This is a genomic window from Litchfieldia stipae, assembly GCF_014837155.1.
Classification (GTDB): domain Bacteria; phylum Bacillota; class Bacilli; order Bacillales; family Bacillaceae_L; genus Litchfieldia.
The window spans coordinates 35,176-53,470 of the sequence record NZ_JACYHA010000013.1 but is presented as its reverse complement, the minus strand read 5'-3'; the positions used below and the strand labels follow the sequence as shown (position 1 = coordinate 53,470).

Sequence of the window (18,295 nt, the reverse complement as noted above, 5' to 3'; positions counted from 1 at the left end):
GAACAGAATATGCATCGTGGTAAAGGAATGAAATTTGTTGGTGATTCTCGTGTACCAGCAGTTAGAAAACTGAATATTCCAAAGGATTATTCAGAATATCCAGGTAAAACAGAGGCATTTTGGCCAAACTTTCTATTAAAGGAATGGATGGTAGGAGCTGTATTTCTAATTGGATTCTTATGTTTAACAGTAGCACATGAGCCTCCGTTAGAGCGTATTGCAGACCCTACAGATACTGCATATATTCCGCTTCCTGACTGGTATTTCTTATTCTTATATCAATTGTTGAAGTATTCATATGCTTCAGGTCCTTATACAATTATTGGAGCACTTGTTATCCCTGGCTTAGCATTTGGTGCTTTAATGCTTGCTCCGTTTTTAGACAGAGGTCCAGAGCGACGTCCTTCTAAAAGACCTGTTGCAACAGGAATGATGCTTCTAGGTGTAGCTGCAACTTTTTATTTAACATGGGAGTCTGTTGATCAGACGAACTGGGAATTAAAAGAGCAACAAGGTGCAATTGTTGCAGAAGCTGAAATTGATAAAGAGTCAGAAGGATATCTATTATACCAAGAAAAAGGTTGTATATCTTGTCATGGTGAAAATCTTGAAGGTGGACCTGCTGGTAAAGCGTTAGTTGATAACGGTTTAGAAGTAGATCAAATTAAAGATATTGCTATTAATGGTCAAGCATCTATGCCACCTGGTATGTTTGAAGGCTCTGATGAAGAGCTAGAAAAATTAGCAGAATTTATTTCTGGGGTTACATCTAAATAGTAGGAAAAGCTGACTGTAATGGTCAGCTTTTTTACTATCTATACTGTGATAATGTTGACATTGAATTAATACTATATTGTATAAGAAAGTTGGTTTACCAATGAAAAATTGGCTATATTTATTTGGTCAACGACCGATGCTGTGGCTATTATTGCTTATTAATATACCAGGAACCATTTATGGATATATATGGTATGGAAGTCAATTAGAATCTACACCTTCACATTTTTTATTATTTGTACCAGATAGTCCAACGGCAAGTCTGTTTTTTGTTTTAGTTCTTTTTGCATTTTTGTTGCGAACAAATTGGCCATTGATTGAGGCTTTGGCAATAGTTACTTTGTTTAAATATGGAATATGGGCTGTGGTAATGAATATTCTCACTTATTTTGAGATGGGATATTTAAGCTGGGCTAGTTATATGCTAATATTTTCTCATTTTGGGATGGCGGTTCAGGGGCTCATCTATGCACCATATTATCGAATAAAACCAATTCATTTAATAGTCGCATCAGTATGGACCTTACATAATGATGTGATTGACTATGTTTTCTTTATGCTTCCTCAATATACAGTGTTAAACCAATACATCCCACAAATTGGCTATTTTACATTTTGGCTATCTATTTTATCAATTCTTATTACATACTGGTTATGTGTAAGAAAAGAACGTCTTGTGCTTCAGTTACCTTAGAGTTCGAAAAAAAAATCTGGTAGTAATTTAAATGGTCTACTCTTGTCCGATTCTTCATACATTCTTAATAGAAGTTTGAGGAGGGACAAGTATGAGATGTTTAAAAATCGTATATGTACTATTAATTATAATAATAGGATTCCCAATTGCTTCTCATGCGAATGGACATGACCATTGGGGAAAATTGGATCAAATATCAGATCAAGCACTACAATTGGTGAAACAAGAGCGTTATGAGGAAGCAAAAGGAATGTTAGATTATTTCTCTGAAGAATTCTTAAAAGTAAATAATGAAAGCTATTCGTACTCGATGGACGAATTAAGAGTTATAACAGTGACCCATGATTCGGCTCTTGAGGCAGTTACTTCAACATCGCTTTCATTAGATGATCGTGTGAAAAAGGTGACGCAATTTCGATTAGTCATTGATGCCATTCGTTCTGAACACCAGCCATTGTGGACAGAGATGGAGTCATCGATTATGACTACCTTCAATCAAATGAAAGAAACGATCGTTCAAGGCGATACGCAGACATATCAAAATCAACTTGACCAATTTCTTTCAAAATATGACATGATCCACCCAAGTTTAAAAGTGGATGTTTCTCCTTTAACTGTGCAAAGATTAGATTCACATGTGAGTTTTTTGGATTCTTATCGAAATGAATCATTAAAAGGGTCAACTAGACTTCAACAGATGGAACAAATGGAGTTAGATTTACGGACAATATTTGATAATATGTCTGAGGATGAAGCTGATCCTTCATTAATCTGGGTTATGATTTCTACAGGCAGCGCAATCATTCTTACATTATCTTATGTTGGTTGGAGAAAATATAAGGGTGATAACCATCGGAAAATTAAGCAAAGAGAATTTGATGATGAAGCTTAAGGATTGACAAATCAATCTATTCCTCACTACAATATATAAAAACATCCTAATGGAGGAAATCAAAAAAATGACAACTTTAATCTACTTTGCCATCATTATTTTAGTACCAATCTATGCTCAAATGAAGGTTAAAAGTACTTACAGAAAATATACACAAGTAAGATCCTCTTCAGGTATGACAGGTGCGGAGGTCGCAAGAAGAATACTTGATCAAAACGGATTATACAATGTCGGGGTTGAGGAAACTCCTGGTGTTTTATCAGATCATTATGATCCACGTTCTAAGACAGTAAGATTATCCACTGAAAATTATTATGGTCAGTCTGTTGCTGGTGCAGCGGTCGCAGCACATGAGGTAGGTCATGCAATTCAGGATCAAGAGGCATATGCATTTCTTCGCTTGCGTCATTCATTAGTACCTGTTGCGAACTTTGGGTCTAATACCTCTTGGATTTTAATTCTTATTGGGTTCATTTCTGGATATACGAATTTGGTTCTATTCGGTATTATAGCGATGGCAGCAGCTGTATTATTTCAAATTGTAACACTCCCAGTTGAATTCAATGCTTCCAATCGGGCAATGGAACAAATCGTATCTGCTGGTGTTATCCGTAATGATGAAGAAAGAGAAACTAAAAAGGTATTAAATGCAGCAGCTCTAACATATGTCGCAGCAGCAGCTGTTGCAGTAATGGAATTAGTAAGACTTATCCTCATCTATACAGGTATGACACGTAGTGAAGATTAATAATGGATAAATAATAGGAGGTTGCCACTGGCAACCTCTTTATCATCTCTCAACAGGATTTTTATTTTCATCTAATGTGAAGCCTTCACCTAATACATCATGTACATCACTTACAGCAACGAAAGCGTGAGGGTCAACCGAAATAATGACTTGCTTTAATCTCACAAGTTCATTACGGGCAACAACACAATATAATACATTGCGTTCTTGTTTCGTATATGAACCTTGTCCCTTTAAAATTGTTACTCCTCGCTCCATCTCTTCAATAATCCGTTTGGATATTTCTTCATTTTTATCTGAAATAATCGTAGCACCCTTAGCTGAGTATGCACCCTCCTGCATGAAGTCAATCACCTTTGCACCAACGAATACGGCCACAAGTGTATACATAGCTTCTCGATAAGAGAGATAAACAATTAGAGAAAGTGTAATGACAAATAAATCAAAAAGAAACATCGTTTTGCCCATACTCCAGCCGATATACTTCTGTGCTAGTCTTGCAATAATATCGACACCACCAGTCGTTCCACCATATCTGAAGATAATACCTAATCCCACGCCTATAAATACTCCTGCAAACAAAGCTGCTAAAGCTAAATCATCATCAAGGGGAATTGAAAATTGATAGCGCTGGAAGAGCCATAAAAACACGGATAAACTGACTGTGCCTAAAATGGTATAAAGGAAAACAGTGCGTCCAAGCAGCTTCCACCCAATAAAAAACAAAGGAATATTTAATATCAGGTTTGTATAAGAAGGATCCCAACCAAACCGGAAAAATAATAATAATGTAATCCCGGTAAATCCACCTTCAGCTAAATTATTTTGCATATTAAAATGAACAAGCCCAAAAGCAAAAATAGCAGAGCCTAACAATATAAATATAATATTCTTAATCCTTAAACCAAGCGGCATCATATACCTCCTAAGTAATTAAAATTTCGACATTTTAAAAAATGGTTTGATAGCTATCCTATTATAGAGTATGTTTAATTGGTAGGCAAATCCTTCCTAATTAATTTGCTAATAATTTGTAAAATCATGCAGTTTTAGCTAACATGGGAGTAGATAAAGTAGAGGTGATAAATCTTGGGAGAACATAAAACAATGAAAGAACTTCAACAAGAAGTTGATATATATATTGGTCAATTCAAAGAAGGTTATTTTAGTCCATTAGCGATGATTGCAAGGCTTACTGAAGAACTAGGAGAATTGGCAAGAGAGGTAAATCATTATTACGGTGAAAAACCAAAGAAAGACTCTGAAGAAGCTAAATCGATAGAAGAAGAAGCAGGAGATTTACTGTTTGTACTAATTTGTCTTGCGAATTCGTTAAACATAGATTTAGAACAAGCACATGACATTGTTATGAAAAAGTTTAATACTAGAGATAAGGACCGTTGGACAAGAAAAGAAACTTAGACATAGTGGGAGTTGTAGTAGAAATGGAAAAAGTGAAAATTGTTGTTGCTGGAGCTAGAGGCCGAATGGGACTTGAAGCAGTTAAGATGATTGAAAAGGTTGATCATTTCGAGCTTGTTGCAGTCGTTGATCATAAAAATAATGGAATGAAGCTGTCTGAAATAGAGGGTTTACCTAATATAGATGTGAAGGTTTATACAGATATCTCAGTGTGCTTTAATGAAACACAACCTGACGTACTAGTAGATTTAACAACTCCTGAAATTGGAAGAGTACATACAAGAATTGCATTAGAACATGGGGTACGTCCTGTTGTCGGAACAACAGGGTTTTCAAAGGAAGATTTACAAGAAATTACCGAAATGGCTGAACACAAGAAACTTGGTGCAATTATTGCTCCTAATTTTGCTGTTGGTGCGATCTTGATGATGAAATTTTCCCAAATGGCAGCTAAATATTTCGGAGATGTTGAGATCATTGAATTACATCATGATAAGAAATTAGATGCACCATCAGGAACTGGACTAAAAACAGCAGAATTAATTTCAACGGTAAGAGAATCTAAGAAACAAGGGCATCCGGATGAGAAAGAAACAATTGCTGGTGCTAGAGGTGCAACATATGACGGGATTCATATTCATAGTGTCCGTTTACCAGGCCTAGTTGCTCATCAAGAAGTTTTATTTGGTGGTGAGGGTCAAATGCTAACTATTCGTCATGATTCCTTCAACCGAGAATCATTTATGTCAGGAGTCAAGCTTTCTATAGAAACAGTTATGAAAATTGATGTCCTTGTTTATGGACTTGAGAACATTATTGAATAGTAAATAAACACATGGGGGAATTATTTAATGAAAATTTCGTTAATCGCACACGATAATAAAAAACCGTATATTATTCAATTTGCGCTTGCTTACAAAGCAATTCTTGAGCAACATGAATTATATGCAACAGGTACTACTGGCAAAAAAATCGCAGAAGCAACCGGCTTAACAATCAATCGTTTTCAATCAGGACCACTAGGTGGAGATCAAGAAATTGGTGCGAGAATTGCAAAAAATGAAATGGATATGGTTATCTTTTTTAGAGACCCATTAACAGCTCAACCTCATGAACCAGATGTTTCTGCTTTAATTCGCTTATGTGATGTTTACTCTATTCCTCTTGCAACTAATATGGGGACAGCAGAAATATTGATACGTGGACTTGAGCGTGGCGACTTTTCTTGGAGAGAAATCATTCATGATCGTATTCAAGGAGTAGAAAATGGGAAAGAATCTTGATATTTTAGCATTTGGTGCACATCCAGATGATGTTGAAATTGGAATGGCTGGAACAATTTCAAAGTATGTCAAAATGGGGAAAACTGTGGGGATTTGTGATTTAACAAACGCAGAATTATCTTCAAACGGAACCGTTGAGCTTAGGAAACATGAGGCAGACATTGCGGCATCTATATTAGGGGTATCAGTACGGAAAATCCTTGAAATACCTGATAGAGGGATTGAAGTAAGACCTGAATATCTACAATTAGTTGTTACAGTTATTAGGAAATTGAAGCCGAAAATCATCTTTGTCCCTTATCATCAAGACCGACATCCTGATCATGGAAATTGTGCTCGCCTTGTGGAAGAAGCAGTGTTTTCAGCTAAAATCAGAAAATTTAAAGACTTAGATCATCAAGAGCCACATTATGTTAAAGCAGTATATTATTATATGATTAATGGATTTCAAACGCCAGATTTTGTAATAGATATTTCTGATACAATCAATGATAAAATTGAAAGCTTAAATGCATATAAAAGTCAGTTTGTAAAGAAAAATGATAGTGTAGAGACACCGTTAGTGAATAATTATATTGATACAGTAGTTAGTAGAGAACGATTATTCGGCCAAGGTAATGGGGTTGAATTTGCTGAAGGATTCCTAACAAAGCAACCGCTCCTTCTCGCACACGATTTATTAGGGGAATGAATATGAAATTAAAGATAGGAATAACCTGTTATCCATCAGTTGGAGGATCAGGAGTCATAGCAACTGAATTGGGTAAGTTATTAGCTGAGAAAGGTCATGAAATACATTTTATTTCATCTAGTATGCCTTTTCGTTTAAATAAAATCTATTCTAATATTTATTATCATGAAGTTGAGGTTAATCAATATTCAGTATTTAAATATCCTCCTTATGATCTAGCATTAGCAAGTAAAATGGCTGAAGTGGCAAAACGAGAAAAGTTAGATATCCTCCATGTTCATTATGCAATCCCGCATGCAATTTGTGCGATTTTAGCGAAGCAAATGGTCGGTGATGACTTGAAGATTGTCACAACCCTTCATGGAACAGACATTACAGTGTTAGGGTATGACCCTTCATTAACAGACTTGATACGCTTTGGAATAGAGTCTTCTGATATTGTCACAGCTGTATCAGAATCGCTCGCTAAACAAACGGCAGAAGTGATAGAAACGTCCAAGAAAATAGAAACAGTTTATAATTTTATCGATGAAAGAGTGTATTGTCGAAAAGATGTTGCACATTTGAAGGAACAATATGGAATAGATCCATCTGAGAAAGTAATTATTCATGTATCCAATTTCCGCAAAGTCAAGCGTGTACCAGATGTTATACATACTTTCTATGAAATTCAAAAGAGTGTAAATGCTAAATTATTGCTTGTTGGAGATGGACCTGAATTAACGGTCGTTTGTAAGCTTGTTAAATCACTTGGTATTTCAGATCGTGTCCTGTTTTTAGGGAAGCAAGAAAGTGTTGAAGAATTATATTCAATCAGTGATTTGAAATTGCTATTATCTGAAAAAGAAAGCTTTGGTCTAGTATTACTAGAAGCGATGGCTTGTGGAGTACCATCTATTGGTACAAAGGTAGGGGGAATTCCAGAGGTGATTTCAGATGGGGAAAATGGATATCTTTGTGAACTTGGCGATATTGATGACATTGCGCGGAAGGGAATAGAGCTTTTAACAAATGAACGCTTGCATCAAGCAATGTCGGTGCAAGCTAAGGAAATAGTGGTTGAAAGATTTCATTCTGAACAGATTGTCAGAAGGTATGAAGAACTTTATTATTCATTACTAAACTAGAAGGGGTTCTACAATGTTTGAGCCATTCATCAAACCATTACATATCTTAAATACACTTCACAAGAACGGTCATGAAGCTTATTTTGTTGGCGGGGCTGTTCGTGATCTTCTCTTAAAAAGGCCAATTGGTGATGTCGATATTGCAACATCTGCACTTCCTGGAGAAGTGATGGAGTTATTTCCTCGAACCTTAGATGTTGGAATTGAGCATGGAACTGTTATTGTATTAATTGAGCGGACTCCATATGAAGTGACTACATTTCGAACAGAAGAAGGCTATGAGGATTATCGAAGACCCAAAAGTGTATCTTTTATTAAGTCGCTTTCTGAGGATTTAAAGCGGCGAGATTTTACAATGAATGCAATTGCAATGGATACAAAAGGAACATTAATCGATCCATATCATGGACAAGAAGCTATCAATGAAAATTTGATTGAAACAGTTGGAGACCCACAGGAACGATTTACAGAAGATGCATTAAGGATGATGCGTGGTATTCGCTTTGTTTCCCAATTGGGATTTTCTTTAGGTCAATCTACTAAAGATGCCATGATGAAAAATGGATATCTATTAAAAGAAATCTCGATAGAGCGGATAACAAAAGAGTTTGAAAAAATGATCACAGGCTCACATGCTGCGAAGGGGCTCTTACTATTATTAGATACCGACCTTTATAAATACTTACCAAACCTTGAAGGAGCAGGCGATTCTTTAAGTAAAATGGCAAAGTATCGTTGGGATTCAATTACGACAAAGACTGAAGCATGGGTATTATTCTCATTTTTATTAACGATTGAATCTCTAAAAAGTTTTTTGAAAATGTGGAAGCTTCCTAACAAACAGATGAATGAAATAATAAAAAATGTTAGAGGACTTAATGCCGTGTTGAAGGATGGATGGACAATTGAGGTCTTGTATGAGCTAGGATTAAACGATGCACTTCAGGTAGAGCGAGTTAGGTCGATTTTGACAAGTGAGGATGTGCTGATAAATCTTGATAAAATCCAAGTTCAGTATAATTTCTTGCCAATAAAAACTAGAGCAGAGCTGGTTGTAAACGGGAATGATTTGTTGAATTGGGCAAAAGAAAAACCAGGACCATGGGTATCCATGTACCTAACAGAAATTGAAAAGAAAATCGTAACAAATGAACTACAAAATGATAGGGCCAGCATAAAGGAGTGGTTTTTTCGTTGCAAACTGAAATAAGAAAGAAATTATTAGAGCTATTCTCTCATTCAGAGTCTGAATATATTTCAGGTCAAAAAATTAGCGAAAAATTAGGTTGTTCAAGAACAGCTGTATGGAAGCATATAGAAGATTTACGGTCAGAAGGCTATGAAGTAAATGCAGTTCGAAAGCTAGGCTATCAAATTATAAGTAAGCCTGATAAAATATCAGCAAATGAAATTCAATTAGGATTGCAAACGAAAAGTTTAGGATCTAAAATCTATTTCGAGGATACGTTACCTTCGACACAAAAGCTTGCACATAGATACGCCTATGAGAATGCTCCAGAAGGTACAATTGTCGTAACCGAGGAGCAAACTGAAGGACGAGGCAGACTGGATCGCAAATGGCACTCGCCTAAGTATACTGGAATCTGGATGAGCCTTATTCTACGGCCTAATATTCCACCAATGAATGCTCCTCAATTAACTCTATTGGCAGCAGTAGGAGTTGTACGAGCAATTCAAGAAGTAACAGGAATTGAACCAGATATTAAATGGCCTAATGATATTTTGGTTTCTGGAAAGAAAGTAGTTGGGATATTAACTGAATTACAAGCAGAATCAGATCGAATTAATTCGGTCATTATTGGAATTGGTGTTAATGTTAATCAGTCTATCGATCAGTTTCCTGATTCTCTTAAAGAGATTGCTACTTCTTTGGCGATTATCAATGGAGAGAAGATCGACCGAGCACTGCTTCTACAACAAATGTTATTCCATATTGAAAAGCTGTATTATACATATTTAGATAATGGGTTTAACGTGATTAAACTATTATGGGAAAGCTACGCTGTTACTATTGGTCAACAAATCGTAGCTAGAACACTGCAGGGATCAATAAAAGGTCGTGCACTAGGGATTACTGATGAGGGTGTATTGAGGCTACAGTCAGATGATGGTGAGGTTCATTTGATTTATTCCGCAGATATTGAGTTACTTCCTAATTAGAGCAATCTAATTTAAAGTAAGTGATTTTGCTAGAAAAAAGAACCAACTATTGATATAATTCAAATGAATTGGGTGGTATCCATAGGAACTACACCAATGGATGAAGTTTTTTTATGTTCAAATATGTGATTTCTGCCTTGATCCAAACATAGGGACTAGGACAGAGGGATGAATTATAACCGAATTTACATTCATATCCGAGAGACTGTCCAAAAGTATATTTTGTACTTCTTATTACTGTTCCTAGTAAAAACAAAGGGATAAGTATAAGAATACATGTGCTTTAGGATTGTCTCTTTTTATGCTTGATAAATAGCATCGGTTGTTCATTTCCTCTTAAAAAGGAGGAGTAATTATGAAGCAATCAACAGATTTTAGCAAAATGAAAGAAACGAAGGACCCGATTGTAATGTTAACGGCTTATGATTATCCATCAGCAAAACATGCAGAAGAAGCTGATGTTGATATGATTTTAGTTGGGGACTCTCTTGGGATGGTTGTTCTAGGCTATGATTCAACCATTCCTGTAACAGTTGATGATATGGTACACCATACTAAGGCTGTTAAGAGAGGAGCGAAAAATACATTTATCGTTACTGATATGCCTTTTATGTCATACCACATCTCCATGGTAGATACGTTGAAAAATGCCGCTAGAATTATTCAAGAAGCAGGTGCACATGCTGTAAAAGTCGAAGGTGCTAATGATGTCATACAAGTGATTAAACAATTAACGGAGGCTGGAATACCAGTTGTGGCACACCTTGGATTAACCCCTCAAGCTGTTGGTGTACTCGGAGGTTATAAGGTACAAGGGAAGGATGCTGAAAGCGCTCGTAAATTAATAGAGGATGCTCAAAAATGCGAAGCTGCTGGAGCCATTGCTCTTGTTCTTGAATGTGTACCGAGACAATTAGCAGAAGTTGTTACTAATGAATTGACTATACCTACGATCGGTATTGGTGCTGGTAATCAAACAGATGGTCAGGTGCTAGTATATCATGATGTCATCTCATATGGTGTTGGAAGAGTTCCTAAATTCGTGAAACAGTTTGCTTCGGTTGATGAGGAAATTGTCGGGGGCTTAAAGCAATATGTATCTGAAGTGAAGAGCTTAAGCTTTCCAAGTGAAGAATATACATTCACGATGAAAGAAGAACAGCTAACTTCCCTTTATGGAGGAAAAAATAAATGAAAATCATCACATCTGCAAAAGAACTTCAAAAAGAAGTACTAAAGTATCGTGAGGAGAAAAAATCAATTGGTTTTGTACCAACAATGGGTTATTTACATGAAGGTCATATGTCTTTAGTCCATCATGCAAGAAAAGAAAATGATCTTGTCATTATGAGTGTGTTCGTTAATCCTCTTCAATTTGGACCAAATGAGGACTTTGACTCCTATCCACGAGACTTTGAAAGAGATGAACGATTAGCTAAAAATAATGGTGTTGATATCATTTTTTACCCTCAAGTAGAAGAAATGTATAAGGATACTTTTTCTTTTCATGTTAAGGTCTTAAACAAAGTGAATGTACTTTGTGGTCAAAAACGAGAAGGTCATTTTGATGGAGTTGCAACAGTCCTTATTAAATTATTTAATATCACACAACCTAATAGAGCTTATTTTGGAATGAAGGATGCACAGCAAGTGGCAATTATCGAAAGCATTATAGAGGATTTTAATTTTCCAATTACTCTCGTACCAGTTGACATTGTGCGTGAGGAAGATGGACTAGCAAAGAGCTCTAGAAATGTATATTTATCAGATCAAGAGCGAAATGAAGCGCCACAATTATATGAGGCATTAAAGCGGGCGAAATCGTTAGTTGAACAAGGTGAATATGATGTTCGTACATTACAATTGGCAGTGTCGGAACATATTTCCAAGCATACATCAGGGGAAATCGATTATGTTGAAATCCTAAACTATCCAGAGTTAGAACCAATACAAGTACTTTCTGGAAAAACCATCATTGCAGTCGCTGTTAAGTTTACAAAAGCTCGACTAATTGATAATATTACATTTGATATTAAACATATCAATAATTAAATTTATAAGCTCTTTAAGAGGGGGAAACAACGTTGTTTCGTACGATGATGAGTGCAAAGATTCACCGTGCACGTGTAACTGAAGCGAATTTAAATTATGTTGGTAGTATAACTATCGATGAAGATATATTAGATGCAGTTGGCATGCTAGCTAATGAAAAGGTTCAAATTGTCAATAATAATAATGGAGCAAGACTTGAGACTTACATTATTCCAGGACCAAGAGGAAGCGGAACTTTTTGTCTAAATGGTGCTGCCGCTAGACTTGTTCAAGAAGGCGATATTATTATTGTCATTTCTTATGCGCTTGTTTCAGAAGAAAAAGTTGCGACACATGAACCAAAGGTTGCCATTATGGATGAAAATAACCGAATTAAACAATTGATTGGAAATGAACCAGCTGCTACTGTATTATAATGATAACCCCCATTATTTTGGGGGTTTTTAAATTGCCATTATTCATACAAAATAATTAACTTATTTGAAGATATTACATAATAATAGAAATGATATAGATATGGAAATGTAAGGTGGTGAAAACATTGAACAATCGTTTTGTTGTCGTTGATATAGAAACAACTGGTAATACACCTAAAAAAGGGGATCGGATTATCCAATTTGCTGCAGTTGTCATTGAGGATGGGGTAATATGCGAGCGTTTCTCGAGCTTTATTAATCCGAATCGAACCATTCCAGCTTTTATTGAACAGCTAACAGGTATTTCAAATGATATAGTAAAGCATGCACCTACATTTGAAATCATTGCACCTGAAATTGTATCAATGTTAGAAAATGCTTATTTCGTCGCTCATAATGTACCATTTGATTTGTCATTCCTACAAGTAGAGTTAGAAAACCATGGGTTTCCAACATTCAAAGGTCCATCATTAGATACTGTTGAATTATCGAGAATCATGATGCCGAGTGTGGATAGCTATAAATTAAGTCATTTAGCTGATAATCTTTCACTAAGTCATATTCAACCACATCGAGCAGATAGTGATGCAGAAGTGACTGCAGAACTGCTTTTGAAAATATTGGAGAAGTTGCAAAAGCTCCCACTTGTAACTTGTCAAAAATTATTAACTTTAACTAAAGGATTAAAAAGTGATCTTTACATAATAATTGAAGAACAAATTCGTTGGAAATCCTCTAAGGTAAACAATGATCATATAAATTTCGATATTTTTAGAGGAATTGCCATAAGAAAACAATTAGAGGTTGAAGTGAAAGAAAGCCCAAGAATTTCTTACAATGAATACAAACAGAATTTCGGATTAAGTCATATCGATTTCAGCTTTAGAGCAGAACAAATTGAAATGATGGATTTTGTTAATCAAATACAAGAATCAAATCAACATGGTTTGATAGAAGGTGGTACTGGAATTGGCAAAACACTTGCCTATTTACTTCCGAGCATCCTTTTTTCTATAAATGAACAAAAACGGGTGGTAATAAGCACTAATACGATTCAGTTACAGCAGCAATTATTAGATCAGGATTTACCAATGGTTAGCCGTCTTCTCCCAGTTTCCTTTACCTTTGCGTTACTCAAAGGTAAATCACATTATTTATCATTAAGGAAATTTGAGCAATCATTATATGAATTCGATAATAATTATGATACGGTCCTTACAAAATGTCAGATTCTTGTGTGGTTAACTGAAACAAGGACTGCTGATGTAGAAGAACTCAATTTGCCTTCTGGCGGACAACTATTTTGGGAAACCGTTAATATTGATTCTGTTTCAGCTATTATTAAAGACGATCCTTGGAAAACATGGTGCTTTTATGAAAGAGCAAGTAATAGAGCCAAAAAAGCAAATATCATAATCACAAATCATGCTCTACTCTTATCAGACCTTACACATGATCAAGAGTTAATTCCTCATTATGAATATCTTGTGATTGATGAAGGGCACCATCTAGAACAAATTGCTAGTCGCCACTTTGGGGAAAGAATAAATTATTTACAAATACATGCCATTCTTAGTCAACTTGGGACAGTGGAAAGTAATCAACTAGCATCTAAGTGTGAGAGGATTTTTAAATCAATAGGTGATGAAGGAAAGTCGTTCAAACATGTTGACTTAATCATAAAAGAATTAAAAGCAATGATGGATGAACTGTTTCGTATGATAAGATCGTACGTTCTTGAATCGTCACATACAAAAGAATTGAGTCAGTCAAGCTATCAATTCCGTTCTCAATTGGAGCAAAGTAAACAATGGTCAGAAATAAATAATATTTTAAATATAAGTTTAATGCAAAAAGACAAATTAAATAAACTAGTCAATCAACAATGGCAGATCATAAATTCTAACTCGCATATGATTACTCCTTTTCAGCTAGGAACCTTCTCTGATTATAAAGGAGCGATACAAAGGTTAACTCATCATTTGAATTCTTTATATTCGCTTTTGGTTATGGATCAAAAAGAAACAGTGACTTGGATAGAAGGAGAGTGGAAGGGTGCAAAAAATGCAACGACCATCTATAGTCAACCTATAAATGTTGCAGAATCCCTTGCAGATCGATTCTTTGCTTCCAAAAAAAGTGTTTTACTCACTTCAGCTACATTAACTGTGTGGGATTCCTTCGATTACATGATAGAAAATCTAGGACTTAAGGATTTTAATCCATTAACTTTAAGGCTTAAATCACCATTCGATTATAAAAAACAGGCTGTGATTATGATTCCTAATGATCTACCTGATGTTAATAATAAAAAGAATGAACATATCTTTATTGAAGCATTATCTAAACATATCATTGAAATTGCTCAAGTAACAAAAGGGAGAATGTTAGTTCTATTTACATCAACGGAGATGTTGAGACGAACATATAATATCTTGAAAAGCTCTTCCAGTTTGGAGGAGTATATTGTAATTGCTCAAGGGATTAGTGGAGGCAGCAAAGCGAAATTAACAAAGAATTTTAAGGCATTTGATAAATCGATTTTATTAGGAACGAACAGCTTTTGGGAAGGAATTGATATTAGCGGGGATCAGTTATCTACAGTTGTAATTGTACGATTACCATTTACACCACCTAATGAGCCTCTTTATAAAGCAAAGTCTGAAAAAATAATTGAAAGTGGTGGGAATCCATTTTCTGAATTAGCGCTTCCAGAAGCGATTATGCGTTTTAAACAAGGCTTTGGGCGTTTAATTAGGTCAAACCATGATAAAGGAATTGTATTTGTCATGGACCATCGTATTAAAACAACAAGTTATGGAAAGCGTTTTTTAAGTTCATTGCCTGAAGTATCAGTAATGGACGATAATTTGAACGATTTATTAAAAAATGTAGATAAATGGTTATCCTAAATAGGTAGAGGGAAAACTAAAATTAGATAGAAGAGAAGCATTAAGGTGGAGGATTGGATTGAATAAATTCACTTTATTTCTAAACTGTGTATTCTGTATTCTTTTAATGGCGTTTTCTAGTAATGATGTTCCTACAGATATAGAAAAAGTTGATTTAAAGCTTAAGCAAGACCAAGTAGCAATGACATTTCTAGATTTAACTAGTGGGGAAGCATTATTAATACAACATGGGAATGGGCAAACCATTTTGGTAAATACAGGTGGACCCAACACTCAACTAGAATTGCAACGTCATCTTAAACTATATGATATCAAAGCAATTGATACATTAATCGTTACAAAGAATGACCCTGAATATAATTCAAATACCGAGTGGTTATCGACTAATTACATGATTGGAGAAATCATAACTAGTCAAAATTATCCTACTACCTTTGAAGGTCGTCATGAAAAGTGGAAAACTGGTCAAAAAGTTGAATTGTTACCGGGCTTGAATACTCATGTTATCCAAGGAAACGAAAATACTCAATCAATCGGAATGGATCTATTGTTTACCTTTCATAACAATCAAGTTTTATATATGACAAGTGCAGATATAGAAATTGAAAATGCGCTTCTAGAAAAACTTGATTTATCCACTGTTAATATCTTAAAAGTTGCCGATTTTGCACACAATGGAGGTACATCTGAACCGTTTGTTGAGCATATTGATCCACAGGTTGCAATTATCTTTCAAAAAAGAGGAGTACATTCAAGTCAAGATGTGATTGAACGGCTTCAAGAGACTTGGATTGATATTTATTTAACAAAACAATTTGGTAACATTACGATTAAATTTAACAATGAGGATTATGAAATTATTACGATTTCTGTAGAAAGCTCTTCACATATTCAGGTAGAAATGCTGTGATTTTCTAACAGCATTTCTTTTCAGTATTTAGATGCAAAAAAACCTGTCATAGACAGGCAAAAGTGTGAGGGTAGGAGAAAATTTTTGCGAAATTTATTAACGTAACGGTGTGAACACCTGTTATAATGAGTAAAGAATTACTTCAACTATTTGTTGAACGTACTTATATTGTTACCTTGAAACACTAACGATATAAGTAGCAAAATTTGTGATACATATAGGAGGAATCCCTTGTGGAAAGTAAATTAGAAGTTCTGTCAACCATCAAAATAGAGCATTCTCCAGACTTATATAAAGTTGTTGACAGTTTGAACCGTACATTAAAACATCAAGATTTAATGTTTGGTTTAGCATTAGACCGAAATGCCCAAAATACTGCGATTTTTACAATATATCGTACATAAAGAAGTGTGTAAATGATGAAAAAATGGTTGTTAGTTATTTTTGTCGTCCTCCTTATTCTAGTTAGTTGGAGAGCTATTTCTATTTATAAATCGACCTTAAATGTTAAATTGGACGAGCAAGAAAAAGCAATGTCTAGAGTACAACAAGAAGAATTGCTACAAACAGTAAATGAAGTAACTACATATTATGGAACGTCTGCTTACCATGTTTTCAATGGAATTGATCAAACAGGTGAAAATACCATTGTATGGGTTCCAGAAGACCCGAAGAAACAAATCTTAATTCGTAAGCAAAGTGATGGAGTTAATAAAGACGAAGCTTTAAGTAAGCTTGATAATAATCCTACTACAAATGTAAAGGAAATAAGATCCATCAAGCTTGGGGTCGAGTGGGATGAAACCACCGAGAGTGATCGGCCTATTTGGGAAATAATTTATCTTGATCAAACTGATCGAATAACTTATTATAGAAGTTTTTTTTCAACAGGAGATTACTGGAAAATTATAAAACCGTGATGTAGGGGGAACGTGAAAATGAAATTAGCAAAAAGAGTGGCAGCATTGACACCATCGTCAACTTTAGAAATTACTGCCAAAGCACAGGAATTAAAAGCAGCTGGACACGATGTAATAGGTCTTGGGGCGGGAGAACCAGATTTTAATACTCCACAACACATCATTGATGCTGCAGTAAAAGCAATGACTGAAGGACATACAAAGTATACTCCTACTGGAGGACTTGCATCGTTAAAAAATGAAATAATTGAGAAATTCAAAAACGATCAAGAAATAACTTATCAGCCATCAGAAATAATTGTTTGTTCTGGTGCTAAGCATGCATTGTATACGTTATTTCAGGTTCTATTGGATGATGAAGATGAAGTCATCATTCCAACACCATATTGGGTAAGCTACCCTGAGCAAGTAAAATTAGCTGGAGGAGTACCTGTATATGTGGATGGTCTTGAGCAGAATGAATTTAAAATTACACCTGAAGATCTAGAAAAGCAAATTACATCACGTACTAAAGCACTCATTCTTAATTCTCCAAGTAATCCAACAGGTATGTTATATACAGAGCAAGAATTAGCTGCTCTAGGTGAAGTATGCTTAAGACATGATATCTTGATCGTTTCTGATGAAATTTATGAAAAGTTAATTTATGGAGCACATCAACATATCTCAATTGCTAGTATATCGTCGGAATTAAAAGAGCAAACAATCATCATTAATGGAGTATCTAAGTCACATTCAATGACTGGTTGGAGAATTGGTTATGCTGCAGGTAACAAAGAGATTATAAAAGCAATGACCAATTTAGCTAGCCATAGCACGTCAAATCCAACTTCAATTGCACAATATGCAACAATCGCCGCATACAGTGGATCTCAAGCAACAGTTGAGGAGATGCGTCAGGCTTTTGAGGAAAGATTAAATATTATATTTGAGAAACTGGTAACCATTCCTGGAGTATCCTGTATTAAACCACAGGGAGCATTTTATTTGTTTCCTAATGTGAAGGAAGCTGCTGTAAAAACAGGCTTCGAAAATGTAGATGAATTTGCAAAAGGTCTACTTGATGAAGTGAAGGTTGCTGTTATTCCAGGTTCTGGATTTGGTGCACCTGATAATATTCGATTATCATATGCTACTTCTTTAGAGTCTTTAGAAAAAGCAATTGATCGAATCAATCAGTTCGTTCAAAGTAAGCTATAATCATCCTTGAAAAGCCAAGGGATCAATATCGTTGGCTTTTCTTTTTTTATTTGCTTACTATTGATTTGAA

Annotated in this window: 20 protein-coding genes; 19 read left to right on the top strand and 1 reads right to left on the bottom strand. The window is 35.2% G+C overall.

Annotated elements, in window-relative coordinates:
* The first annotated feature begins 9 nt into the window (after window positions 1-9).
* The 4 genes from F7888_RS14950 to F7888_RS14935 all read left to right on the top strand — a co-directional run bounded on the left by F7888_RS14950 (window position 10) and on the right by F7888_RS14935 (window position 3,111).
* A complete protein-coding gene (locus tag F7888_RS14950) occupies window positions 10-777 on the top strand; it encodes a menaquinol-cytochrome c reductase cytochrome b/c subunit (RefSeq protein WP_191780776.1) in 768 nt (255 codons plus the stop codon).
* Window positions 778-877: 100 nt separating this feature from the next.
* The gene (lhaT, locus tag F7888_RS14945; RefSeq protein ID WP_191780774.1) at window positions 878-1,471 is read left to right on the top strand and encodes a lipoprotein heptaprenylglyceryl N-acetyltransferase LhaT; all 594 of its coding nucleotides are present in this window, start codon (window positions 878-880) and stop codon (window positions 1,469-1,471) included.
* A gap of 91 nt (window positions 1,472-1,562) precedes the next feature.
* Window positions 1,563-2,363, top strand: a complete 801-nt coding sequence (ypjB, locus tag F7888_RS14940) for a sporulation protein YpjB (RefSeq protein WP_191780772.1) — start codon at window positions 1,563-1,565, stop codon at window positions 2,361-2,363.
* A gap of 67 nt (window positions 2,364-2,430) precedes the next feature.
* Entirely contained in the window at window positions 2,431-3,111 is a 681-nt protein-coding gene (locus F7888_RS14935) for a zinc metallopeptidase (RefSeq protein WP_191780770.1), read from the top strand.
* 42 nt (window positions 3,112-3,153) lie between these two features.
* Here F7888_RS14935 and F7888_RS14930 read toward each other — a convergent pair whose 3' ends face one another.
* Window positions 3,154-4,026 (bottom strand): YitT family protein, encoded by an 873-nt coding sequence (locus F7888_RS14930; protein ID WP_191780768.1) that lies wholly within the window; start codon window positions 4,024-4,026, stop codon window positions 3,154-3,156.
* Between the two features lie 192 nt (window positions 4,027-4,218).
* On the opposite strand from F7888_RS14930, the gene F7888_RS14925 reads away from it, so the two are divergent.
* The 15 genes from F7888_RS14925 to F7888_RS14855 all read left to right on the top strand — a co-directional run bounded on the left by F7888_RS14925 (window position 4,219) and on the right by F7888_RS14855 (window position 18,225).
* Complete coding sequence (locus tag F7888_RS14925) at window positions 4,219-4,533, top strand: nucleotide pyrophosphohydrolase (protein ID WP_191780912.1); 315 nt, start codon at window positions 4,219-4,221, stop codon at window positions 4,531-4,533.
* Window positions 4,534-4,556: 23 nt separating this feature from the next.
* On the top strand, window positions 4,557-5,357 hold the full coding sequence (gene dapB / locus F7888_RS14920) for a 4-hydroxy-tetrahydrodipicolinate reductase (RefSeq protein WP_191780766.1): 801 nt from the start codon (window positions 4,557-4,559) through the stop codon (window positions 5,355-5,357).
* Window positions 5,358-5,384: 27 nt separating this feature from the next.
* Window positions 5,385-5,816: a methylglyoxal synthase gene (gene mgsA / locus F7888_RS14915; protein WP_191780764.1), complete on the top strand. Its 432-nt coding sequence runs from the start codon at window positions 5,385-5,387 to the stop codon at window positions 5,814-5,816.
* On the top strand, window positions 5,800-6,507 hold the full coding sequence (gene bshB1, locus F7888_RS14910) for a bacillithiol biosynthesis deacetylase BshB1 (protein WP_191780762.1): 708 nt from the start codon (window positions 5,800-5,802) through the stop codon (window positions 6,505-6,507). Before mgsA ends, bshB1 begins: the two co-directional genes overlap by 17 nt.
* Window positions 6,508-6,509: 2 nt before the next feature.
* Window positions 6,510-7,634: an N-acetyl-alpha-D-glucosaminyl L-malate synthase BshA gene (gene bshA, locus F7888_RS14905; RefSeq protein WP_191780760.1), complete on the top strand. Its 1,125-nt coding sequence runs from the start codon at window positions 6,510-6,512 to the stop codon at window positions 7,632-7,634.
* A gap of 13 nt (window positions 7,635-7,647) precedes the next feature.
* Window positions 7,648-8,844: a CCA tRNA nucleotidyltransferase gene (locus F7888_RS14900; protein WP_191780758.1), complete on the top strand. Its 1,197-nt coding sequence runs from the start codon at window positions 7,648-7,650 to the stop codon at window positions 8,842-8,844.
* Window positions 8,829-9,815: a biotin--[acetyl-CoA-carboxylase] ligase gene (locus F7888_RS14895; RefSeq protein ID WP_191780755.1), complete on the top strand. Its 987-nt coding sequence runs from the start codon at window positions 8,829-8,831 to the stop codon at window positions 9,813-9,815. Before F7888_RS14900 ends, F7888_RS14895 begins: the two co-directional genes overlap by 16 nt.
* Window positions 9,816-10,170: 355 nt before the next feature.
* Window positions 10,171-11,010, top strand: coding sequence for a 3-methyl-2-oxobutanoate hydroxymethyltransferase (gene panB, locus F7888_RS14890; protein ID WP_191780754.1), 840 nt, complete (start codon window positions 10,171-10,173; stop codon window positions 11,008-11,010).
* Entirely contained in the window at window positions 11,007-11,867 is an 861-nt protein-coding gene (panC, locus tag F7888_RS14885) for a pantoate--beta-alanine ligase (protein ID WP_191780752.1), read from the top strand. Before panB ends, panC begins: the two co-directional genes overlap by 4 nt.
* Before the next feature lie 32 nt (window positions 11,868-11,899).
* Window positions 11,900-12,283, top strand: coding sequence for an aspartate 1-decarboxylase (panD, locus tag F7888_RS14880; protein WP_191780750.1), 384 nt, complete (start codon window positions 11,900-11,902; stop codon window positions 12,281-12,283).
* Between the two features lie 125 nt (window positions 12,284-12,408).
* Window positions 12,409-15,195 (top strand): ATP-dependent DNA helicase DinG, encoded by a 2,787-nt coding sequence (gene dinG / locus F7888_RS14875; RefSeq protein WP_191780748.1) that lies wholly within the window; start codon window positions 12,409-12,411, stop codon window positions 15,193-15,195.
* Window positions 15,196-15,253: 58 nt separating this feature from the next.
* Window positions 15,254-16,105 (top strand): ComEC/Rec2 family competence protein, encoded by an 852-nt coding sequence (locus F7888_RS14870; RefSeq protein WP_191780746.1) that lies wholly within the window; start codon window positions 15,254-15,256, stop codon window positions 16,103-16,105.
* Window positions 16,106-16,338: 233 nt separating this feature from the next.
* Window positions 16,339-16,509 (top strand): YpmA family protein, encoded by a 171-nt coding sequence (locus tag F7888_RS14865; RefSeq protein ID WP_191780745.1) that lies wholly within the window; start codon window positions 16,339-16,341, stop codon window positions 16,507-16,509.
* A 12-nt stretch (window positions 16,510-16,521) separates the two neighbouring features.
* The gene (locus F7888_RS14860) at window positions 16,522-17,025 is read left to right on the top strand and encodes a cell wall elongation regulator TseB-like domain-containing protein (RefSeq protein WP_191780743.1); all 504 of its coding nucleotides are present in this window, start codon (window positions 16,522-16,524) and stop codon (window positions 17,023-17,025) included.
* 18 nt (window positions 17,026-17,043) lie between these two features.
* The gene (locus F7888_RS14855; protein ID WP_191780741.1) at window positions 17,044-18,225 is read left to right on the top strand and encodes a pyridoxal phosphate-dependent aminotransferase; all 1,182 of its coding nucleotides are present in this window, start codon (window positions 17,044-17,046) and stop codon (window positions 18,223-18,225) included.
* The last annotated feature ends 70 nt before the right edge of the window (window positions 18,226-18,295 follow it).

Excerpts from the sequence above, each read along its gene's own strand:
- F7888_RS14935 (WP_191780770.1), top strand. The coding sequence starts at position 2,431 with ATGACAACTTTAATCTACTTTGCCATCATTATTTTAGTACCAATCTAT.
- dapB (WP_191780766.1), top strand. The coding sequence starts at position 4,557 with ATGGAAAAAGTGAAAATTGTTGTTGCTGGAGCTAGAGGCCGAATGGGA.
- F7888_RS14855 (WP_191780741.1), top strand. The coding sequence starts at position 17,044 with ATGAAATTAGCAAAAAGAGTGGCAGCATTGACACCATCGTCAACTTTA.
- ypjB (WP_191780772.1), top strand. The coding sequence starts at position 1,563 with ATGAGATGTTTAAAAATCGTATATGTACTATTAATTATAATAATAGGA.
- F7888_RS14950 (WP_191780776.1), top strand. The coding sequence starts at position 10 with ATGCATCGTGGTAAAGGAATGAAATTTGTTGGTGATTCTCGTGTACCA.
- F7888_RS14930 (WP_191780768.1), bottom strand. The coding sequence starts at position 4,026 with ATGCCGCTTGGTTTAAGGATTAAGAATATTATATTTATATTGTTAGGC.
- bshB1 (WP_191780762.1), top strand. The coding sequence starts at position 5,800 with ATGGGAAAGAATCTTGATATTTTAGCATTTGGTGCACATCCAGATGAT.
- lhaT (WP_191780774.1), top strand. The coding sequence starts at position 878 with ATGAAAAATTGGCTATATTTATTTGGTCAACGACCGATGCTGTGGCTA.
- F7888_RS14860 (WP_191780743.1), top strand. The coding sequence starts at position 16,522 with ATGATGAAAAAATGGTTGTTAGTTATTTTTGTCGTCCTCCTTATTCTA.
- mgsA (WP_191780764.1), top strand. The coding sequence starts at position 5,385 with ATGAAAATTTCGTTAATCGCACACGATAATAAAAAACCGTATATTATT.
- panC (WP_191780752.1), top strand. The coding sequence starts at position 11,007 with ATGAAAATCATCACATCTGCAAAAGAACTTCAAAAAGAAGTACTAAAG.
- panB (WP_191780754.1), top strand. The coding sequence starts at position 10,171 with ATGAAGCAATCAACAGATTTTAGCAAAATGAAAGAAACGAAGGACCCG.
- F7888_RS14925 (WP_191780912.1), top strand. The coding sequence starts at position 4,219 with ATGAAAGAACTTCAACAAGAAGTTGATATATATATTGGTCAATTCAAA.
- F7888_RS14900 (WP_191780758.1), top strand. The coding sequence starts at position 7,648 with ATGTTTGAGCCATTCATCAAACCATTACATATCTTAAATACACTTCAC.
- bshA (WP_191780760.1), top strand. The coding sequence starts at position 6,510 with ATGAAATTAAAGATAGGAATAACCTGTTATCCATCAGTTGGAGGATCA.